The following is a 17,974-nucleotide window of genomic DNA, read 5'->3' as shown; positions in this document are numbered from 1 at the left end:
GGGGCACTCCGTAGAGGGATGGTCAAAGGATCAACTGTCGCGCCAGACGGTAGCACGATGACAATCGTTTTCAATATCTGGCCGGAAGTGATCGCGCGATGGCTTTAAGGCGGCCCGCGGATGCGGTCCGCGACGGCCTGGGCGGCCTGCGACGGCCTCAGGGCAGCCGGTGCGCCTTGAGGGCCATGTGCAGCAGGAGCCGGTCCTCGCCGTCGTCCAGGTCCAGGCCCGTCAGCTGCTCCACCCGCGAGAGCCGGTAGTAGAGGGTCTGCCGGTGGATCCCCAACTCCGCCGCCGTACGGCCCGCCTGGCCCGCGAGGTCCAGGTACACCTCGGCGGTGCGGGCCAGTTCGCGGTGCGCGGGTGTCAACAGGGCCTGTACGGCCGGGTCGTGGGCGCCGTCCGCGGGGAGGGAGGTCAGTAGCCGGTAGGGGCCGATGGACGCCCACTCGGCGGTCGGCCCGAGGCGGGGCTCCGCCAGCGCGGCCCGGGCGGATGCCGACGCCTCCTGCCAGGCCGTGCCCAGCTCCGCGAGGCCGACGCGGCCCGGGGCGACCCCGGCGGCGGACCCGTGTCCGCCCGCCCGTTCCAGCAGGCGCCCCGCCACCGACACCGCCGGCGCCGGGGCGTCCGTCGACCGCAGCCGCACCAGCACCGCCAGGCACTGCCCCGCCACCCCCCACGGCACCGTGCACAGCGCCTCCGCCCCCGGCAGGGTGCGCAGCGACGGGGCGTCGTCCGGGTCGGCCGAGGGCCAGGGCGCCACGCACACCACCGTGTGCGGGCCGTCCCCGCGCGCCCCGAGGGCCGTGCGCAGCTCCGCCACCGCCATGTCCCGCTGCCAGCCCCGCTCGGCGGTCAGGACCGCCCGCAGCTCCCGGGTCAGGTCGGCGCCGTGCTGGGCCTCGTCGGCGAGCAGGGCGCCGATCCGGCCGGTCACCTCCATCGCCGCGGCGAGCTGGGCGTCGGAGGGGCCGGGATCGTCGTCGAGGAGCCAGACGTAACCGAAGACCACCCCCCGGTGCCGGGCGGGCAGACAGACGCGGCCCCGGTAGACGCCGGCCTCCGGGGTGGGCGGGATGCGCACGGGGGCGGTCGCCCGGGTGATGCCGAAGCTCTCGAACCAGGTCCGCACGGCCGCCGTGGAGCGCCGGGTCAGGATCGAGCGGGTGCGCACCGGGTCCAGTGCCGAGGGGTCGAGGTCGCCCTCACTGTCGTACGCGCCGAAGGCGATCAGTTCGAAGTCACGGCTCTCCAGGGTCGCGGGGGCGCCGAGCAGCTCCGAGATCTCGTCGACCAGCTCCTGGTAGTCGCTCTTGTGTTCCGATGCCACCTGGGCATTCTCCCGCATTCCAGGCCGGTCGAACCGTGCCCTTCATACATCTGTCTGAGATCTGCGGCACGGATGCGTGACAGCTGTCGATGGCCGACGATCGGAGGGATCCTTAGGTTTCACGGTGGTTCTCCGTGCCGTTCCCCGAATGCGGGGTACGGCCTCGTATGGGTTGGTATGTGGAGGTGCCCCGTGCTGGGTCCCGTGATTCTCGCCGCGTCGCGCAGCGACCGGATGCGACGCCTGATCTCGGCGGCCCCGGTGACCAAGCAGGTCGTCGACCGCTTCATCCCCGGTGAGACCGTCGACGACATCGTGCCGATCATCGAGGATCTCACCGCCAAGGGCCTGGAGCTGACGATGGACGTCGTCGGCGAGGACATCACCCGACCCGAGCAGGCCACCGCCGCCCGCGACGCCTACCTGCGGCTCGTCGACCGGCTCGCGGAGCTTCAGCTCGGCGACCGCGTCGAGATGTCCGTGAAGCTCTCGATGTTCGGCCAGGCGCTGGAGGGCGGTCATGAGCTCGCGCTGCGCAACGTCCGCCCGGTCGTCGAGGCCGCCGCCGCCATCGGCACCACCGTCACCCTGGACGCCGAGGACCACACCACGCTCGACTCGATGTTCGCCATCCACGAGGAGCTGCGGAAGAACTTCCCGCAGACCGGCTGCGTCATCCAGGCCTACCTCTTCCGTACCGAGGCCGACGCCCGCCGCCTCGCCGCGAACGGCAGCCGCGTACGGCTCGTGAAGGGCGCGTACAAGGAGCCCGCCGAGGTCGCCCACCAGCGCAAGCACGAGATCGACAAGGCGTACGTCCGTGTCCTGCGGACGCTGATGGAAGGCGAGGGCTACCCGATGATCGGGTCGCACGACCCGCGCCTGATCTCCGTCGCCCAGGAGCTGGCCCGGCGCGCCGGCCGCAAGCTCGACGAGTACGAGTTCCAGATGCTGTACGGCATCCGCGGCGAGGAGCACCTGCGGCTGGCCGCCGAGGGCCACCGCATGCGCGTGTACACGGCCTACGGCACCGACTGGTACGGCTACTTCATGCGGCGGCTGGCCGAGAAGCCGGCGAACCTGCGCTTCTTCCTCCGCTCCATGGTCAGCAAGGGCTGAGCCCCGAACCACCCGCTCAAGTCAAGGAGTTACGGATCTCATGGACGCTGTGACCCAGGTCCCCACCCCCGTCAACGAGCCGGTGCACGGCTACGCCCCCGGCTCGCCCGAGCGTGCCCGGCTGGAGGTCAAGCTCAAGGAGCTGGCCGAGAACCCGATCGACCTGCCCTGCACCATCGGCGGCGAGAAGCGGATGGGCGGCGGCGAGCGGTTCGACGTCGTGCAGCCGCACAACCACAAGGCCCGCCTGGGCACGTACGCCAACGCCACCCGGCAGGACGCCCAGGACGCCATCGACGCGGCCCTCGCCGCCGCGCCCGCCTGGCGTGCGATGTCCTTCGACGACCGTGCCGCGATCCTGCTGCGCGCCGCGGAGCTGCTGGCCGGCCCGTGGCGCGAGACCCTGGCCGCCTCCACCATGCTCGGCCAGTCCAAGACCGCCCAGCAGGCCGAGATCGACACCCCCTGCGAGCTGGTCGACTTCTGGCGCTTCAACGTCCACTACGCCCGCCAGATCCTGGCCGAGCAGCCCCCGGCCAACTCCCCGGGCGTGTGGAACCGGCTGGACCACCGCCCGCTGGAGGGCTTCGTCTACGCGATCACGCCGTTCAACTTCACGGCGATCGCGGGCAACCTGCCGACCGCGCCCGCCCTGATGGGCAACGTCGTGGTGTGGAAGCCGTCCCCGACGCAGACCCACGCCGCCGTGCTGCTGATGCGGCTCCTGGAGGAGGCCGGTCTGCCCAAGGGCGTCATCAACCTCGTCACCGGCGACGGCATCGAGGTCTCCGAGGTCGCCCTGAACCACCGTGACCTGGCCGGCATCCACTTCACCGGCTCGACCAAGACCTTCCAGTACCTGTGGAAGACGGTCGGCGCCAACATCGAGAAGTACCGCTCCTACCCGCGTCTGGTCGGCGAGACCGGCGGCAAGGACTTCGTGGTCGCCCACCCGAGCGCCGACCGCGCGGTGCTGAAGACCGCCCTCACCCGGGGCGCCTTCGAGTACCAGGGCCAGAAGTGCTCGGCGACCTCCCGGGCGTACATCCCGGCGTCCATCTGGAACTCCGGCTTCAAGGAGGAGTTCGCCGCCGAGGTCGACTACATCACCATGGGTGACGTCACCGACCTGTCCAACTTCATCGGCGCCGTCATCGACGAGCGCGCCTTCGCCAAGAACAAGGCCGCGATCGACCGCGCCAAGCAGGACCCCGCCTGCACGATCGTCGCCGGCGGCTCCTACGACGACTCGGTCGGGTACTTCGTCCGCCCGACCGTCATCGAGTGCACCGACCCGGAGAACGAGGTCTTCACCACCGAGTACTTCGGCCCGGTCCTCGCCGTGCACGTCTACGAGGACGACAAGTACGACGAGATGCTGACGCAGATGGAGTCGGTGTCCGACTACGCCCTGACCGGCTCGGTCATCGCGGGCGACCGCGCGGCGGCGGCGTACACGATGGACAAGCTCCGCTACGCGGCCGGCAACTTCTACATCAACGACAAGTCGACCGGCGCCGTCGTCGGCCAGCAGCCCTTCGGCGGCGGCCGGGCCTCCGGCACCAACGACAAGGCCGGCGCGCCGCAGAACCTGACGCGCTGGACCCTGACCCGCTCCATCAAGGAGACGCTGGTCCCGCCGACCGACTACGCGTACCCGCACATGGGCTGACGGTCCGCCGGTGTGCCGAGGGGCCGGGCGGTTGCCCGGCCCCTTTCGCGTGGGCAGGATGCGGTCATGACCGTGACGACGGACGACGGCGTACGGCTGTGGGTTTCACGCTCGGGCGAGGGGGAGCCGCTGGTCCTGTGCCACGGCGGACCCGGCCTGTGGGACATGTTCGAGGACGTCGGCGCGATGCTTCGCGACCGGGTCACCGTCGTGCGCTGGGACCAGCGCGGCTGCGGGCGCTCGCAGCGGTGCGACGGGCCGTGGACGAGCGCACGGTTCGTGGCCGACCTGGACGCGGTCCGCGCCCACTTCGGCTTCGGCCGGATCGCCCTGCTCGGACACTCCTGGGGCGCCCAGCTGGCGCTCGGCTACACCCTCGCGCACCCGGAGCGGGTGAGCGCGCTCGTCTATGTGAGCGGCACGGGCATCGGCCCGAACGCCGACTGGCACTCCGAGTACCGGAGGAATCTCCTGGCCCGGCTCGGCGAACACCCGGAGCGACTGGCCCGCTGGCGGCAGTTGACGGGCCGCCGATCGCTGACGCGGGAGGAGGAGCGCGAGAGCGCGGTCCTCCAGTGGTCGGTCGAGTTCGAGGACCGCGAACGGGCCCTGGAGCACGCCCGGGACATGGCCGACCCCTGGTTCCCCGTCAACACCGATGGCAACAGGGCCCTCAACGAGGAGAGCAAGCGGGCCTGTGGCACCCCGGAGCTGTACGCCGCCTGCCGGCGCCTCGACGTGCCCGTCCTCATCGTGGACGGCGCACGGGACATCCGTCCGCGCTCGGCGGTGGACTCACTGGAACGGGCCCTGCCCGACGCGCGCCGCGTGATCCTTCCGGAGGCCGGCCACCTGCCGTGGGTGGAGGACCCTCGTGGCTTCCGGGCGGCCGTGCTGACGGCCCTCTGATCCGCCCCGGCCCCGGACCAGGAAACCGCAGGTCAGCGCCATGTGGTCCATCGCACTGTCTCAGATAGTAGGAAGTCCGAGTAATTGTGGAGACAGTCGCGGGTTCCTCGCTTAGCTTTGTAGGAGCCGAACGTCTCGCTCGACCCAGCGAATGGCGGTCGTGAGCCGGAGCCCGTGCAGGCAACCCCTGCGGCCCCGCAGCTCCCCGCCTCTTCCGGCGTCTCGCACCCCCCTTTTCCGCACTCCCCGCGCTTTCCAAGGAGTCGATGCCCCATGGCCGAGACGACCGTCCGCCGCCGAGTCCGCCACGCCTCCCGCACGAGCGAGTCCGACCGCAAGAACGCCGCGGCCGCGCTCCAGCGCGCCCTCGACCGCCGCGACAACGGCGGCGAGACCGGCCACCTGTAGGCCATCCGCGCCAGGCCGGGCCCGCCTGTAGGCCATCTGCGCCAGGCCGGGCCGCCTGTGGGTCATCAGGGCACAGGCCGCCGGCCGCACCGGTCCGGGAGCCGCACCGCGAACTACCCTGTCCCGCACGACATCCACTGTCCGCATCGCGGACGGTCCATGTCATCCCATGGGACGAGGAGTAGGGTGCCGGGCATGTCTCGCAGCCTCAATCTCGCAGTGATCCCCGGTGACGGCATCGGGCAGGAAGTCGTGGCCGAAGGCCTCAAGGTCCTCTCCGCCGTCCTCCCGCAGGATGTGAAGCTGGAGACCAAGGAGTACGACTTCGGCGCCAAGCGGTACCACGCCACCGGTGAGACCCTCACCGACGCCGACCTCGCCGCCCTCAAGCAGCACGACGCCATCCTGCTCGGCGCGATCGGCGACCCGAGCGTCCCCTCCGGCGTCCTGGAGCGCGGCTTCCTGCTCAAGCTCCGCTTCGCCTTCGACCACCACGTCAACCTGCGGCCGAGCAAGCTGCTTTCGGGTGTCGCCACCCCGCTCGCCGGCGACCCGCAGATCGACTTCGTCGTCGTCCGCGAGGGCACCGAGGGCCCGTACACCGGCAACGGCGGCACGATCCGCAAGGGCACCGAGCACGAGGTCGCCACCGAGGTCTCCGTCAACACGGCCTTCGGCGTGGAGCGCGTCGTCCGTGACGCCTTCGCCCGCGCCCAGGCCCGCCCGCGCAAGAAGCTCGCGCTGATCCACAAGAACAACGTGCTGACCTTCGCCGGTCACCTGTGGACGAACATCTTCAACAAGGTGGCCGAGGAGTTCCCCGAGGTCACCACCGAGTACATGCACGTCGACGCGGCGACCATCTACCTGGTCACCCAGCCCGAGCGGTTCGACGTCATCGTCACCGACAACCTCTTCGGCGACATCATCACCGACCTCGCCGCGGCCGTCTCCGGCGGCATCGGCGTCGCCGCGAGCGGGAACATCAACCCGTCCGGCGCGTTCCCCTCCATGTTCGAGCCCGTGCACGGCTCCGCGCCGGACATCGCCGGCCAGGGCAAGGCCGACCCCACCGCCACCGTCCTGTCCGTCGCCCTCCTGCTGCGCCACCTCGGCCACGAGGCCGAGGCCGGCCGCATCGAGGACGCCGTCTCCGCCGACCTCGCCGAGCGCGGCTCGCTGCCCGCCCGCTCCACCTCGGAGATCGGCGACGCGCTCGCCGTACGAGTAGCCGGCTGACCCGCCGCGCTACCGCAAGCCGCCGGGTCGCATCCGCACCCGGCGGCTTTTCGTATGCCTCGCCGGGTGCCACCATCAACCCCTGGGTCGTATTCACCCCGATTCCTTCCACCGTCGCCCCCGCGAGATAATCGAACGCGGAGCCGCGGAATGAGGGAATGCTCGGACGTCCTAGCACTGGCCACCGACCGTGCGGGAGTGAGCGCGGCCCGTCACTACAACCGGTGAAGGACACCTATTCATGACGACGCCCACGATCGAGCTGAAGCCCTCCGCCCATCCGCTCTCCGCCGCCGAGCGCGAGGCGATCCTGGTCAACCCCGGGTTCGGCCGCCACTTCACCGACCACATGGTGACGATCAAGTGGACCGAGGGGCGGGGCTGGCACGACGGCCAGCTCGTTCCGTACGCGCCGATCCCCCTCGACCCGGCGACGAACGTCCTGCACTACGCCCAGGAGATCTTCGAGGGCCTGAAGGCCTACCGCCGCCCCGACGGCTCGGTCGCCACCTTCCGCCCGGACCAGAACGCCAAGCGCTTCCAGCGCTCCGCCCGCCGCCTCGCGATGCCCGAACTGCCGGTGGAGACCTTCATCGAGGCGTGTGACGCCCTGGTCCGGCAGGACAAGGACTGGGTGCCGGCGCACGGCGGCGAGGAGTCCCTCTACCTGCGCCCCTTCATGATCGCCACCGAGGTCGGCCTGGGCGTGAAGCCCGCCAACGAGTACCTGTTCCTGGTCATCGCCTCCCCGGCCGGCGCCTACTTCCCGGGCGGCGTCAAGCCGGTCTCCATCTGGGTCTCCGAGGACCATGTCCGTGCCGTCCCCGGCGGCATGGGCGACGCCAAGACCGGCGGCAACTACGCCGCCTCCCTCCTCGCCCAGGCCGAGGCCGCAGCCCAGGGCTGCGCCCAGGTCTGCTACCTCGACGCGGTCGAGCACCGGTGGGTCGAGGAACTCGGCGGGATGAACCTGTACTTCGTCTACGGCGACAAGATCGTCACGCCGTCCCTGACCGGTTCCATCCTGGAGGGCGTCACGCGCGACAGCCTCCTGACGGTCGCCCGTGACCTCGGCTACGAGGCCGAGGAGGGCCGCGTCTCCATCGACCAGTGGCAGCGCGACTCCGAGAACGGCACCCTCACCGAGGTCTTCGCCTGCGGCACCGCCGCCGTCATCACCCCCGTCGGCACGGTCAAGCGCACCGGCGCCGAGTGGCAGCAGTCGGGCGGCGAACCCGGCGAGGTCACCCTGAAGCTCCGTGAGGCCCTGCTGGACATCCAGCGCGGCACGGCGCAGGACAAGCACGGCTGGATGCACCAGCTGGGCTGACACACGCCATTCTTCGGGGCCGCCACCGACCCGGGCGTCGGTGGCGGCAGCAGGTCCCGCGCCAGGTGCGCGAGTTGGTCCACGAGAGCCTCCTCACCGGCCCCTGAGTCCGCGAGTGAGCCCGCGAGAGCGCTTCCCGCATCCTGAGACACGCCGTGAACGCCGGTGCGGCGTGTGCCAGACTGCCTCCGTGCTCTCGTTCGCCACGATTATTGGCAGCAGGCGCGCCGGTCCGCAGTGACCGCCACGCACGACCAGGTGCGGGCGGCCACCGTCGTCCTCGACCCGCGCGCAGACCTCTCGCACCCGCGAGAGGTTTTTCGTTTTCCTGGACCACCCGCATCCGGGAGCGAGAGCGCGAGGGACCATGGAGGAACGGTGGAGCCGGTCATTCCGGTAAAGACCGAAGATCCACAACAGGAGCCTTGAGACCATGACCGAGACGGCAACCAGCGAGCTCGACGACTCGTTCCACGTCTTCGACACCACTCTGCGCGACGGCGCCCAGCGTGAGGGCATCAACCTCACGGTGGCCGACAAACTCGCGATCGCACGGCACCTGGACGACTTCGGCGTCGGCTTCATCGAGGGCGGCTGGCCCGGCGCCAACCCCCGCGACACCGAGTTCTTCGCCCGCGCCCAGCAGGAGATCGACTTCGCACACGCCCAGCTCGTCGCCTTCGGCGCCACCCGCCGGGCGGGCGCGAAAGCCTCCGAGGACCCGCAGGTCAAGGCGCTCCTGGACTCGGGCGCGCCGGTGATCACCCTCGTCGCCAAGTCCCACGACCGGCACGTCGAACTGGCCCTGCGCACCACGCTCGAGGAGAACCTGGAGATGGTCCGCGACACCGTCTCCCACCTGCGCTCCCAGGGCCGTCGCGTCTTCGTCGACTGCGAGCACTTCTTCGACGGCTACCGCGCCAACCCCGAGTACGCCAAGGCCGTCGTCCGCACGGCCTCGGAGGCCGGCGCCGACGTCGTCATCCTCTGCGACACCAACGGCGGAATGCTCCCCGCGCAGGTCCAGGCGGTCGTCTCCACCGTCCTCGCCGACACCGGCGCCCGCCTCGGCATCCACGCCCAGGACGACACCGGCTGCGCGGTCGCCAACACCCTCGCCGCCGTCGACGCGGGCGCCACCCACGTCCAGTGCACGGCGAACGGCTACGGCGAGCGCGTCGGCAACGCCAACCTGTTCCCGGTGGTCGCCGCCCTGGAACTGAAGTACGGCAAGAAGGTCCTCCCCGAGGGCAGGCTCCGGGAGATGACGCGCATCTCGCACGCCATCGCCGAGGTCGTCAACCTCACCCCCTCCACCCACCAGCCGTACGTCGGTGTCTCCGCCTTCGCGCACAAGGCGGGCCTGCACGCCTCCGCCATCAAGATCGACCCGGACCTGTACCAGCACATCGACCCCGAACTGGTCGGCAACACCATGCGGATGCTGGTCTCCGACATGGCGGGCCGCGCCTCGGTCGAGCTCAAGGGCAAGGAACTGGGCATCGACCTGGGCGGCGACCGCGAGCTGGTCGGCCGGGTCGTCGAGCGGGTCAAGGAACGCGAGCTGAAGGGCTACACCTACGAGGCGGCCGACGCGAGCTTCGAACTCCTGCTGCGGGCCGAGGTCGAGGGCAAGCCCCTGAAGTACTTCGACGTCGAGTCCTGGCGCTCCATCGCCGAGGACCGCCCCGACGGCAGCCACGCCAACGAGGCCACCGTCAAACTGTGGGCCAAGGGCGAGCGCATCGTCGCCACGGCGGAGGGCAACGGCCCGGTCAACGCCCTCGACCGGGCCCTGCGCGTCGCCCTGGAGAAGATCTACCCCCAGCTCGCCAAGCTGGACCTGGTCGACTACAAGGTCCGCATCCTGGAGGGCGTGCACGGCACGCAGTCCACCACCCGCGTGCTGATCTCCACGACCGACGGCGCGGGCGAGTGGTCGACGGTGGGTGTCGCGGAGAACGTGATCGCGGCGTCGTGGCAGGCGCTGGAGGACGCCTACACGTACGGCCTGCTGCGCGCGGGAGTCGACCCCGCGGAGTAGCCCCCGGGGCGGGGCGGCGCCACCGGACGCGCCGCCCCGAGCCCGGCCGGCGGACGTCCCGACGGGGCCGTGGCCCACTTGACGGGCCCGCGGTGCGCCCTTTGACTCACCTTTGATCCAAGGCACGAGTGAACGACGAGAGTCCTGAGCGCACCGCGACCCGAGGGAAGGTCAATGCGAAGAGCCGCCCTGCTCGTCTCCGCCAGCTTGCTCGCCACCCTGCTGCCGCTGTCCGCGGCCGACGCGGCCGACCCCCCGTCCCCGGCCGTCACCGTCGTCGACCGGTTCGAGGGCGAAGTCCCCTTCGCCGCCCAGCCCGCCGAGGGCATCTTCACCTGGGGCAGCGACACCGACGACCCGCCCGCCCTCCGGCTGACCGCCCGCCCCGACGCCCCCGAGGGCGAGAAGGTGCTCACCGGCGACTACGACATCAGCGGCTGGGGCGGCTTCACCCACGACTACGCCGCGCAGGAGCCCGCCCACGACTGGTCCGCCCACCAGGGCATCCGCTTCTGGTGGGAGGGCCGGAACAACGGCCGCCGCATCACCTTCGAGCTCAAGGACGGCGGCGCCCACGGCGAGGCCTCCGAGCTGTGGACCACGTCCTTCACCGACGACTTCACCGGCTGGAAGCGGATCGAGATCCCCTTCACCGACTTCACCTACCGCACCGACTACCAGCCCGTCGGCGGCATCGACCAGGTCCTCGGACTGACCGCGATGTGGGGGTACGCCGTCACCCTCCCGGCGGGGACACGCGGCGACTTCGCCATGGACGGCGTCGAGCTGTACGGCCGGGCCGACCAGTCCCGCCGCGCCTCGGTGACGACCGACGCCGCCGTGTACCCGGTGACGGAGGGCGGTACGGCCACCGTCCGGGTCACCCTCGCCACCACCGGTTCCGCGCCGGTCGACGAGCCGGTGACCGTCGCGTACGAGACCGGCGGCGGCACCGCGACCGACGGCGACCATACGCCCGTCCGGGGCGAGTTCACCTTCCCCGCCGGCACCGCCTCCGGCACCACCCGCACCGTCCGGGTGCCCACGCTGAAGGACCGGACGGCCGAGGCGGCGGAGACCGTCCCGCTGAAGCTGACCGTCACCGGCGCCAAGTCCCCGGCCGAGACCCCGCAGATCGTGATCGACGCGCACGGACTGCCGTACCTCGACAGCCGGTTGCCGGTCGGTGAACGCGTCGCCGACCTCCTTCCCCGGCTCTCCCTGGAGGAGAAGGCCGGCCAGATGACCCAGGCCGAGCGCGGCGCGCTCACCGCGCCCGGGGACATCGCCGGGTACGGCCTCGGCTCGCTGCTGTCCGGCGGCGGCTCCACCCCCACGCCCAACACCCCCGACGGCTGGGCCAAAATGATCGACGGCTTCCAGCTGCGGGCGCAGGCCACCCGCTTCCAGATCCCGCTGATCTACGGCGTCGACGCCGTCCACGGGCACAACAACCTGGTCGGCGCCACGGTGATGCCGCACAACATCGGCATCGGCGCCACCCGCGACCCCCGACTCGCCCGGAGGACCGCCGAGGTGACCGCCACCGAGGTCCGCGCCACCGGCGTCCCCTGGGACTTCGCGCCCTGTCTCTGCGTCACCCGCGACGAACGCTGGGGCCGCTCCTACGAGGCCTTCGGGGAGGACCCGGCTCTCGTCGAGGCGATGGAGACCGTCGTCCAGGGATTCCAAGGGGCCGCCGACGGACGGGACTTGAAACGCGCCGACAAGGTCCTCGCCACCGCCAAGCACTTCGTGGCCGACGGCGGCACCGCGTACGGCTCCTCCACCACCGGCAGCTACACCATCGACCAGGGCGTCACCAAGGTCACCCGGCGGGAGCTGGAGGCCGTCCATCTCGCCCCGTACCAGGACGCCGTCGACCGGGGCGTCGGCACGGTCATGCCGTCGTACTCCTCCCTCGACATCGTCGGGGACGGACAGGGCCCGGTGAAGATGCACGCCCGCGCGGACCTGCTCAACGGCGTCCTGAAGGGCAGGATGGGCTTCGACGGGTTCGTCATCAGCGACTGGGCGGCGATCGACCAGCTCCCCGGCGACCTCGCGAGCGACGTACGGACCTCCGTGAACGCGGGCCTCGACATGATCATGGTCCCGTACGCGTACCGGGACTTCCGCGCCACGCTCGTCGACGAGGTGCGGGCCGGCCGCGTCAGCGAACGGCGCGTGGACGACGCCGTCTCCCGCATCCTCACCCAGAAGTTCCGGCTGGGCCTCTTCGAGCGGCCCTACGCCGACACGACCCACGCCGCCCGCATCGGCTCCGCCGCCCACCGCGCCGTGGCCCGCGAGGCCGCCGCCGGGTCGCAGGTGCTGCTGAAGAACGCCGGCGGCCTGCTGCCCCTGAAGAAGACACAGAAGGTCTACGTCGCCGGCTCCAACGCCGACGACATCGGCAACCAGGCCGGCGGCTGGACCGTCACCTGGCAGGGCGCGTCCGGCGCCATCACCCCCGGGACCACGATCCTTCAGGGCCTGCGCCGGGCCGGCGGATCCGTCACCTACTCCAAGGACGCCTCCGCGCCCACCGACGGCCATGACGTCGGCGTGGTCGTCGTCGGCGAGACCCCCTACGCCGAGGGGGTCGGCGACGTGGGCAACGGCCACGACCTGCTGCTGTCCGCCGCCGACCAGGCCGCTGTCGACCGGGTGTGCGCGGCGATGAGGTGCGCGGTGCTGATCGTCTCCGGGCGCCCCCAGCTGATCGGTGACCGGCTCGACGCGATCGACGCGCTGGTGGCGTCCTGGCTGCCGGGCACCGAGGGCGACGGCGTCGCCGACGTGCTGTACGGCAGGCGGCCCTTCACCGGGCAGCTCCCGGTCACCTGGCCGAGGTCGGAGGCGCAACTGCCGATCAACGTCGGGGACACCTCCTACGACCCGCAGTTCCCCTACGGCTGGGGCCTGACCACCCTGACGAAGGTCCCGGCGGGCGGCGCGGACACGCTGCGCGCCCTCGCGTCGGCGGCGGCGGCGGCCGAGCGGGCGGGCGCCGACGGGGCCGGCCGTGCGCTGGTGACCAAGGCCCGGCTGATCGTGCAGCGGAAGGCCCAGCGGATGACGGCCGCCGTCGCGCGCCCCTTCGCCGAGGCCGACCACCTGCTGCTGACCGGACGGTACGCGCAGGCGGTGTGGAAGCTGACCGAGGCGTACCGGAACGCCTAGTTCCACCCGGAGCACCCTCGGAGGCATCGGAAACCTTCGAGGGTGCCCTATTTTGTCCATATTCGGGTAGCTTCGAAGTATGCGCAGGAAGATGGCCACGCCGGCGGCCCGGGGCTTCACCGGGCTGCTGTTCGCGCTGGTGCTCGCCATCCTGACGCCGCTGTGGGCGGGCGCCCCGCCCGCGGCGGCCGAGAGCAGCGTGTCCACGATCGCCCAGGCGCTGCGCGAGGACCCCGTCTACGTCGACCCGGCCGCTGCCGGTCAGCTCTCCCCGGCGGAGGAGGGCAGTCTGGAGAAGAAGATCGAGGGCGCCGACAAGCCGGTCTTCGTGGCGGTCCTGCCGGCCGACCAGCCGACCGAGAACCTCTTCTCCGACGTGCGCACGGCCACCGGCGTGACCGGACTGTACGCGATCCGGCTCGGTGACTCCTTCGACGCCCGCGCCGATCAGGAGGTCCTGTCGAACGCGGCCGTCCGCAACCTCGTCACCAGCGTCCGGGGCGAGAGCGACACCGCCGTCCAGCTCGACGACTTCACCGACCGCGCGCTGGCCAACATGGGCGGCTCGGCCCCCGCGAGCTGGAGCCCCTCGGACGGCGACGGCGTCTCGACCGCCGCGCTGATCACCGCCGGCGCGGTCCTGGCGGCCGGCGGCGCGGGCGCGTACACGCTCGTACGACGCAACCGCATGCGGCACGCGCAGGAGCAGCGGGCCGCGCTGGAGAAGCTGCGGGTCGTGGTCGACGAGGACATCACGGCCTTCGGCGAGGAACTCGACCGTCTCGACTTCCATCCGGCCGAACCGGGCGCCGACGACGCGATGCGCGCCGACTACGAACACGCCCTCGACTCCTACGAGCAGGCCAAGTCGCTCATGGCGGCCGCGACGAGACCGGAGGACGTCCGCGCCGTCACCCAGGCCCTGGAGGACGGCCGGTTCTCCCTGGCGCGGCTCGCCGCCCGCAGGGCGGGCACCCCGCTGCCCGAGCGCCGCCCGCCCTGCTTCTTCGACCCGCGCCACGGCCCGTCCGTCACCGACGCCGCCTGGGCGCCGCCCGGCGGGGCCGCGCGCGAGGTTCCGGTCTGCGCGGCGGACCGCACCCGGCTGGCCGACGGCCGCGACCCCGTCGTCCGCGAGGTCGACACCGACTACGGCCGCCGCCCCTACTGGGAGGCGGGACCGGCCTACGGCCCGTGGGCGGGCGGCTACTTCGGCGGCGGCATCCTGCCGGGCCTGCTGATCGGCACGATGCTCGGCGGCATGATGGCCACCCCGGCCTACGGCTCCGACTATGGCTCCGGTTACGGCGACTTCGGCGGCTACGAGGGCGGGGACGTCTCCGGCGCCGACTTCGACACCGGCGACTTCGGCGACTTCGGCGGCGGGGGAGGGGACTTCGGCGGCGGCGGGGACTTCGGCGGAGGTTTCTGATCCGCCTCGGTCACGGCCATGGGCACGGGCCCGGCGCTGGAACGCGCCGGGCCCGTGGACGTCGTGTTCCCCGCTGCCGGGGTGGGGTTCAGAGGGTGGCGGCCGCCGAGGCGATGGCCGAGGCGAACGTGGAGACCTCGGTGTACACGCCGGGCGCGTTGGGCCGGGCGCAGCCGTCGCCCCAGCTCACGATGCCGACCTGGATCCAGGCGTCGTTGGCGTCGCGGCGGAACATCGGGCCGCCGGAGTCGCCCTGGCAGGTGTCGACGCCGCCGGCGGCGTAGCCGGCGCAGATCTCCTCGTTCGCGACGAGGTCGCTGTAGTAGCCGCCGTAGGCGCGGCAGGTGGCGTCGCTGACGAACGGCACGGTCGCCTTCAGCAGGTAGCGCTGCTGGGCCCCGCCCTCGCGGGCCGCGCCCCAGCCGGCGACGGTGAAGGTGCCGGTGTTGTACTGCGTGGTGGTGGCGATCTTCAGCGTCGGCAGGTTGATGGGCTGCGCGAGCTTGATGAGCGCCCAGTCCTTGCCGGTGCCGTTGTAGCCGGGGGCCCGGTACACGTACGTGGAGCGGACCTGGACCCGGCCGGAGGTGGACTGGAGGTCCACGACACCGGCCGTGGCCGTGATGCCGGTGTTGGGGCCGGTCGAGCCCACACAGTGGGCCGCCGTGAGCACGATCTGCTGGGTGTACAGCGCGCCGCCGCAGCCCATCGAGAGCCGGACCATGAACGGGAACTCGCCCTGTGCGGCGCGGGTTCCGCCGACGACGGGCGAGGGGGCGGCCTGCGCGGAGGAGACGGGCTGGAGGCTGACGACCGCGAGGGCGGCCGCGGCGCCGACCGCGAGTCTCTTCATCGTCGTGAGGAGTCTCTTCAAGGTGATGCCTTCCGTGGGGGGTCGACCTGGGGTGTGGAGCCGGGTGAAACCGTGGGATTGACGCGCGCATGACAAAGGCGGCCGAAAAAGAAGGCCCATTCGCTGGCATGGGCAGGTCAAATCTGTTGCTGGATTATGAGAACGCCGCAAGCCTTCACACAAGGGGTGCGATTCAGCCAGGCGCACGCCCTGGGTGCCGCGGCCCGGAGCCCCGAGCCGCCGCAGTGCCGTCGGCCGCCTCAGCCCCTGGCCAGCTCCAGCAGCCGCTCGGAGTCGATCGCCCCGGGGTCGCCGTGCGCGTTCTCAGGGACGTGCATGTGGCCGCAGACGCCTTTGAAGGCGTTCCACCGGGAGGCACTCATCCGCTGGCCCCCGGCGTTCCCGGCGGATTCGGGGTACGCGGGCCACAGGGCCGGACCGCGCAGCGGGACGCCGTGGTGGGTGTGCATCCAGGCCAGGAAGCGGGCCACGCCGGCCAGCGCCCAGTCGGGCGCCTTGGGCCAGTAGATGTGGGCCTGGCCCTTCGTGCTCCACTTGGTGTGCAGCTCGGGGTCGCAGGTGCCGACCAGTTCCACCTGGCAGACGTTCAGCGTGTTCGTCTCCACACCGCCGGGCCGGTTGACCAGGGCGCGGGAGGAGATGTCGATGTCGAAGTGCTGGTACCAGGTCAGCTTCTTGGCGGCCGGGTCCGGCACCGCCGTCAGGTTGGGGGCGGCGGCGCCACCCCGGTAGTCGGGCAGGGAGCGGCCCTCGGTGGTGTGCAGGACGACGACGTTGACCTCCATGCGGTCGCCGCCGAAGTCGTCCTGGTACCAGTGGTCGCGGTTCGCGCCCGGGTAGTGCTGCGGTCCGGTCCTGGTGCTCATGGCGCCTCCTGTGTCGGGGATTCCCCGGCCGCGCGTCGGCAGGGGCGCCCTGATGAACGACCGGCGCCACGGACCGTGGCGCACCCGCACCGGACGGCACGCCGAGCGCCCGCCCTCTTCGAGGAGAGTGGAGGGCGGGCGCGCTCAGGAGGTGGCGTCAGGGAGCGCCGGCGAGGCGTCAGGCGTTCTTGATCGCCGAGATGTCGAAGTTCAGCTTGATCTTGTCGGACACCAGCACACCGCCCGTCTCCAGCGCCGCGTTCCAGGTCAGACCCCACTCCGAGCGCAGGATCTCCGCCTTGCCCTCGAAGCCCACGCGCTCGTTGCCGAACGGGTCCTTGGCGAAGCCGTTGAACTCCAGGTCGATGGTGAGCGGCTTGGTGACGCCGAGGATGGTCAGGTCACCGGTGATGCGGTAGTCGTCGCCGCCGAGGGCCTCCGCGCTCGTGGAGCGGAAGGTCATGGTCGGGAACTCCTCGATCCGGAAGAAGTCGGCGCTCTTCAGATGCCCGTCCCGGTCGGCGGACCCGGTGTCGATGCTGTCCATCTTGACGTCGATGGAGGCGGTCGAACGCGACGGGTCGGCACCGTCCAGGTGCAGCGAACCGGTGAAGTCGTTGAACTTCCCCTTGACGTTCGTGACCATCGCGTGCCGGGCGACGAAGCCGATCGTCGAGTGCGCCGGGTCGATCGCGTAGTCGCCGGTCAGCGCGGCGAGCTCCGGGTTCACGGCGGACGAGGCGGTGGCGGTCGGGCTGGACTCGGTGTTCTTGCGGCCGAAGAGGTTCATGGCGTGCTCCTTGGGGACGGGGGCCATCGATGTCGTTGATGTTGAACGTTCAACGAGTTCAACGAGGACCACCGTAGGTCTATTCCGTTTAATTTTCAACATCCCAGACCGGTTAGGCTCACCCCGTCACTCCACCGGAGTACCCGCCCCTCCTTGAATGTGCGCTGAGTCTCCCCACCCGCCTTTGTGTGACCCCCACAACGGGGAAGCCCTCTGAGCAGTCGGAACGCCTGCACGCCCCCCGGGTTCTGTTCAGTGGTACCAGGAAAACGTGCCGGAGACTGTACGGAGTCGACGTCTCCCTTTGCTTGGTGCTCTTCGTAAGGTCGCTACATGACCGTTTTGGAAGAAGCGACGGGTGACCCGACCGACGGGGCGATCGAGGAGCCCGCGGACGCCCGCGGCCGCGTCGCCGAACTGCACGGAATCCGGGCGCAGGCGCTGGCCGGGCCGAGCGAGAAGGCGACCGAGGCGCAGCATGCCAAGGGCAAGCTGACCGCCCGGGAGCGGATCGAGCTGCTGCTCGACGCGGGGTCCTTCCAGGAGGTCGAGCAGCTGCGCCGGCACCGGGCGACCGGGTTCGGTCTGGAGGCCAAGAAGCCGTACACCGACGGTGTGATCACCGGCTGGGGCACGGTGGAGGGCCGTACGGTCTTCGTGTACGCCCATGACTTCCGTATCTTCGGCGGCGCTCTGGGCGAGGCCCATGCCACGAAGATCCACAAGATCATGGACATGGCGATCGCGGCCGGTGCGCCGCTGGTGTCGCTCA

At 71.2% G+C, this 17,974-nt stretch carries 14 protein-coding genes; 10 read left to right on the top strand and 4 right to left on the bottom strand.

The window, feature by feature from the left end:
* Nucleotides 1-157: 157 nt before the first annotated feature.
* Nucleotides 158-1,351: a CdaR family transcriptional regulator gene (locus ALMP_RS41445; RefSeq protein ID WP_264937200.1), complete on the bottom strand. Its 1,194-nt coding sequence runs from the start codon at nucleotides 1,349-1,351 to the stop codon at nucleotides 158-160.
* A gap of 174 nt (nucleotides 1,352-1,525) precedes the next feature.
* Here ALMP_RS41445 and ALMP_RS41440 point away from each other — a divergent pair, with 174 nt between their 5' ends.
* The 9 genes from ALMP_RS41440 to ALMP_RS41400 all read left to right on the top strand — a co-directional run bounded on the left by ALMP_RS41440 (nucleotide 1,526) and on the right by ALMP_RS41400 (nucleotide 14,672).
* Entirely contained in the window at nucleotides 1,526-2,452 is a 927-nt protein-coding gene (locus ALMP_RS41440) for a proline dehydrogenase family protein (protein WP_264937199.1), read from the top strand.
* Nucleotides 2,453-2,492: 40 nt separating this feature from the next.
* Complete coding sequence (pruA, locus tag ALMP_RS41435) at nucleotides 2,493-4,124, top strand: L-glutamate gamma-semialdehyde dehydrogenase (RefSeq protein ID WP_264937198.1); 1,632 nt, start codon at nucleotides 2,493-2,495, stop codon at nucleotides 4,122-4,124.
* 66 nt (nucleotides 4,125-4,190) lie between these two features.
* Nucleotides 4,191-5,033 carry an alpha/beta fold hydrolase gene (locus ALMP_RS41430; protein WP_264937196.1) on the top strand — a complete coding sequence of 281 codons (843 nt, stop codon included), beginning with the start codon at nucleotides 4,191-4,193 and terminating at the stop codon, nucleotides 5,031-5,033.
* Nucleotides 5,034-5,306: 273 nt separating this feature from the next.
* On the top strand, nucleotides 5,307-5,441 hold the full coding sequence (locus ALMP_RS41425; RefSeq protein WP_264937195.1) for a hypothetical protein: 135 nt from the start codon (nucleotides 5,307-5,309) through the stop codon (nucleotides 5,439-5,441).
* Between the two features lie 195 nt (nucleotides 5,442-5,636).
* Entirely contained in the window at nucleotides 5,637-6,680 is a 1,044-nt protein-coding gene (locus ALMP_RS41420; protein WP_264937194.1) for a 3-isopropylmalate dehydrogenase, read from the top strand.
* A 241-nt stretch (nucleotides 6,681-6,921) separates the two neighbouring features.
* Nucleotides 6,922-8,010 carry a branched-chain amino acid aminotransferase gene (locus ALMP_RS41415; protein ID WP_264937193.1) on the top strand — a complete coding sequence of 363 codons (1,089 nt, stop codon included), beginning with the start codon at nucleotides 6,922-6,924 and terminating at the stop codon, nucleotides 8,008-8,010.
* 433 nt (nucleotides 8,011-8,443) lie between these two features.
* Nucleotides 8,444-10,054, top strand: a complete 1,611-nt coding sequence (gene cimA / locus ALMP_RS41410) for a citramalate synthase (RefSeq protein WP_264937192.1) — start codon at nucleotides 8,444-8,446, stop codon at nucleotides 10,052-10,054.
* 174 nt (nucleotides 10,055-10,228) lie between these two features.
* A complete protein-coding gene (locus ALMP_RS41405) occupies nucleotides 10,229-13,240 on the top strand; it encodes a carbohydrate binding domain-containing protein (RefSeq protein ID WP_264937191.1) in 3,012 nt (1,003 codons plus the stop codon).
* Nucleotides 13,241-13,319: 79 nt separating this feature from the next.
* On the top strand, nucleotides 13,320-14,672 hold the full coding sequence (locus tag ALMP_RS41400) for a hypothetical protein (RefSeq protein WP_264937189.1): 1,353 nt from the start codon (nucleotides 13,320-13,322) through the stop codon (nucleotides 14,670-14,672).
* Between the two features lie 88 nt (nucleotides 14,673-14,760).
* On the opposite strand, the gene ALMP_RS41395 is transcribed toward ALMP_RS41400, so the two are convergent.
* The 3 genes from ALMP_RS41395 to ALMP_RS41385 form a co-directional block, all read right to left on the bottom strand.
* The gene (locus ALMP_RS41395) at nucleotides 14,761-15,546 is read right to left on the bottom strand and encodes a trypsin-like serine protease (protein ID WP_264937188.1); all 786 of its coding nucleotides are present in this window, start codon (nucleotides 15,544-15,546) and stop codon (nucleotides 14,761-14,763) included.
* 239 nt (nucleotides 15,547-15,785) lie between these two features.
* Nucleotides 15,786-16,412: a hypothetical protein gene (locus ALMP_RS41390; RefSeq protein WP_264937187.1), complete on the bottom strand. Its 627-nt coding sequence runs from the start codon at nucleotides 16,410-16,412 to the stop codon at nucleotides 15,786-15,788.
* Between the two features lie 178 nt (nucleotides 16,413-16,590).
* Nucleotides 16,591-17,202: a YceI family protein gene (locus tag ALMP_RS41385; RefSeq protein WP_264937186.1), complete on the bottom strand. Its 612-nt coding sequence runs from the start codon at nucleotides 17,200-17,202 to the stop codon at nucleotides 16,591-16,593.
* A gap of 333 nt (nucleotides 17,203-17,535) precedes the next feature.
* Between ALMP_RS41385 and ALMP_RS41380 the strand changes: the two genes are divergently transcribed.
* Nucleotides 17,536-17,974: carboxyl transferase domain-containing protein (locus tag ALMP_RS41380; protein WP_309299618.1), on the top strand; the 439-nt coding region annotated here is incomplete at its 3' end.

The sequence above is a fragment of the Streptomyces sp. A012304 genome, assembly GCF_026008495.1.
Taxonomy (GTDB): Bacteria; Actinomycetota; Actinomycetes; order Streptomycetales; family Streptomycetaceae; genus Streptomyces.
This window is presented reverse-complemented; position numbering and strand designations above follow the sequence as displayed.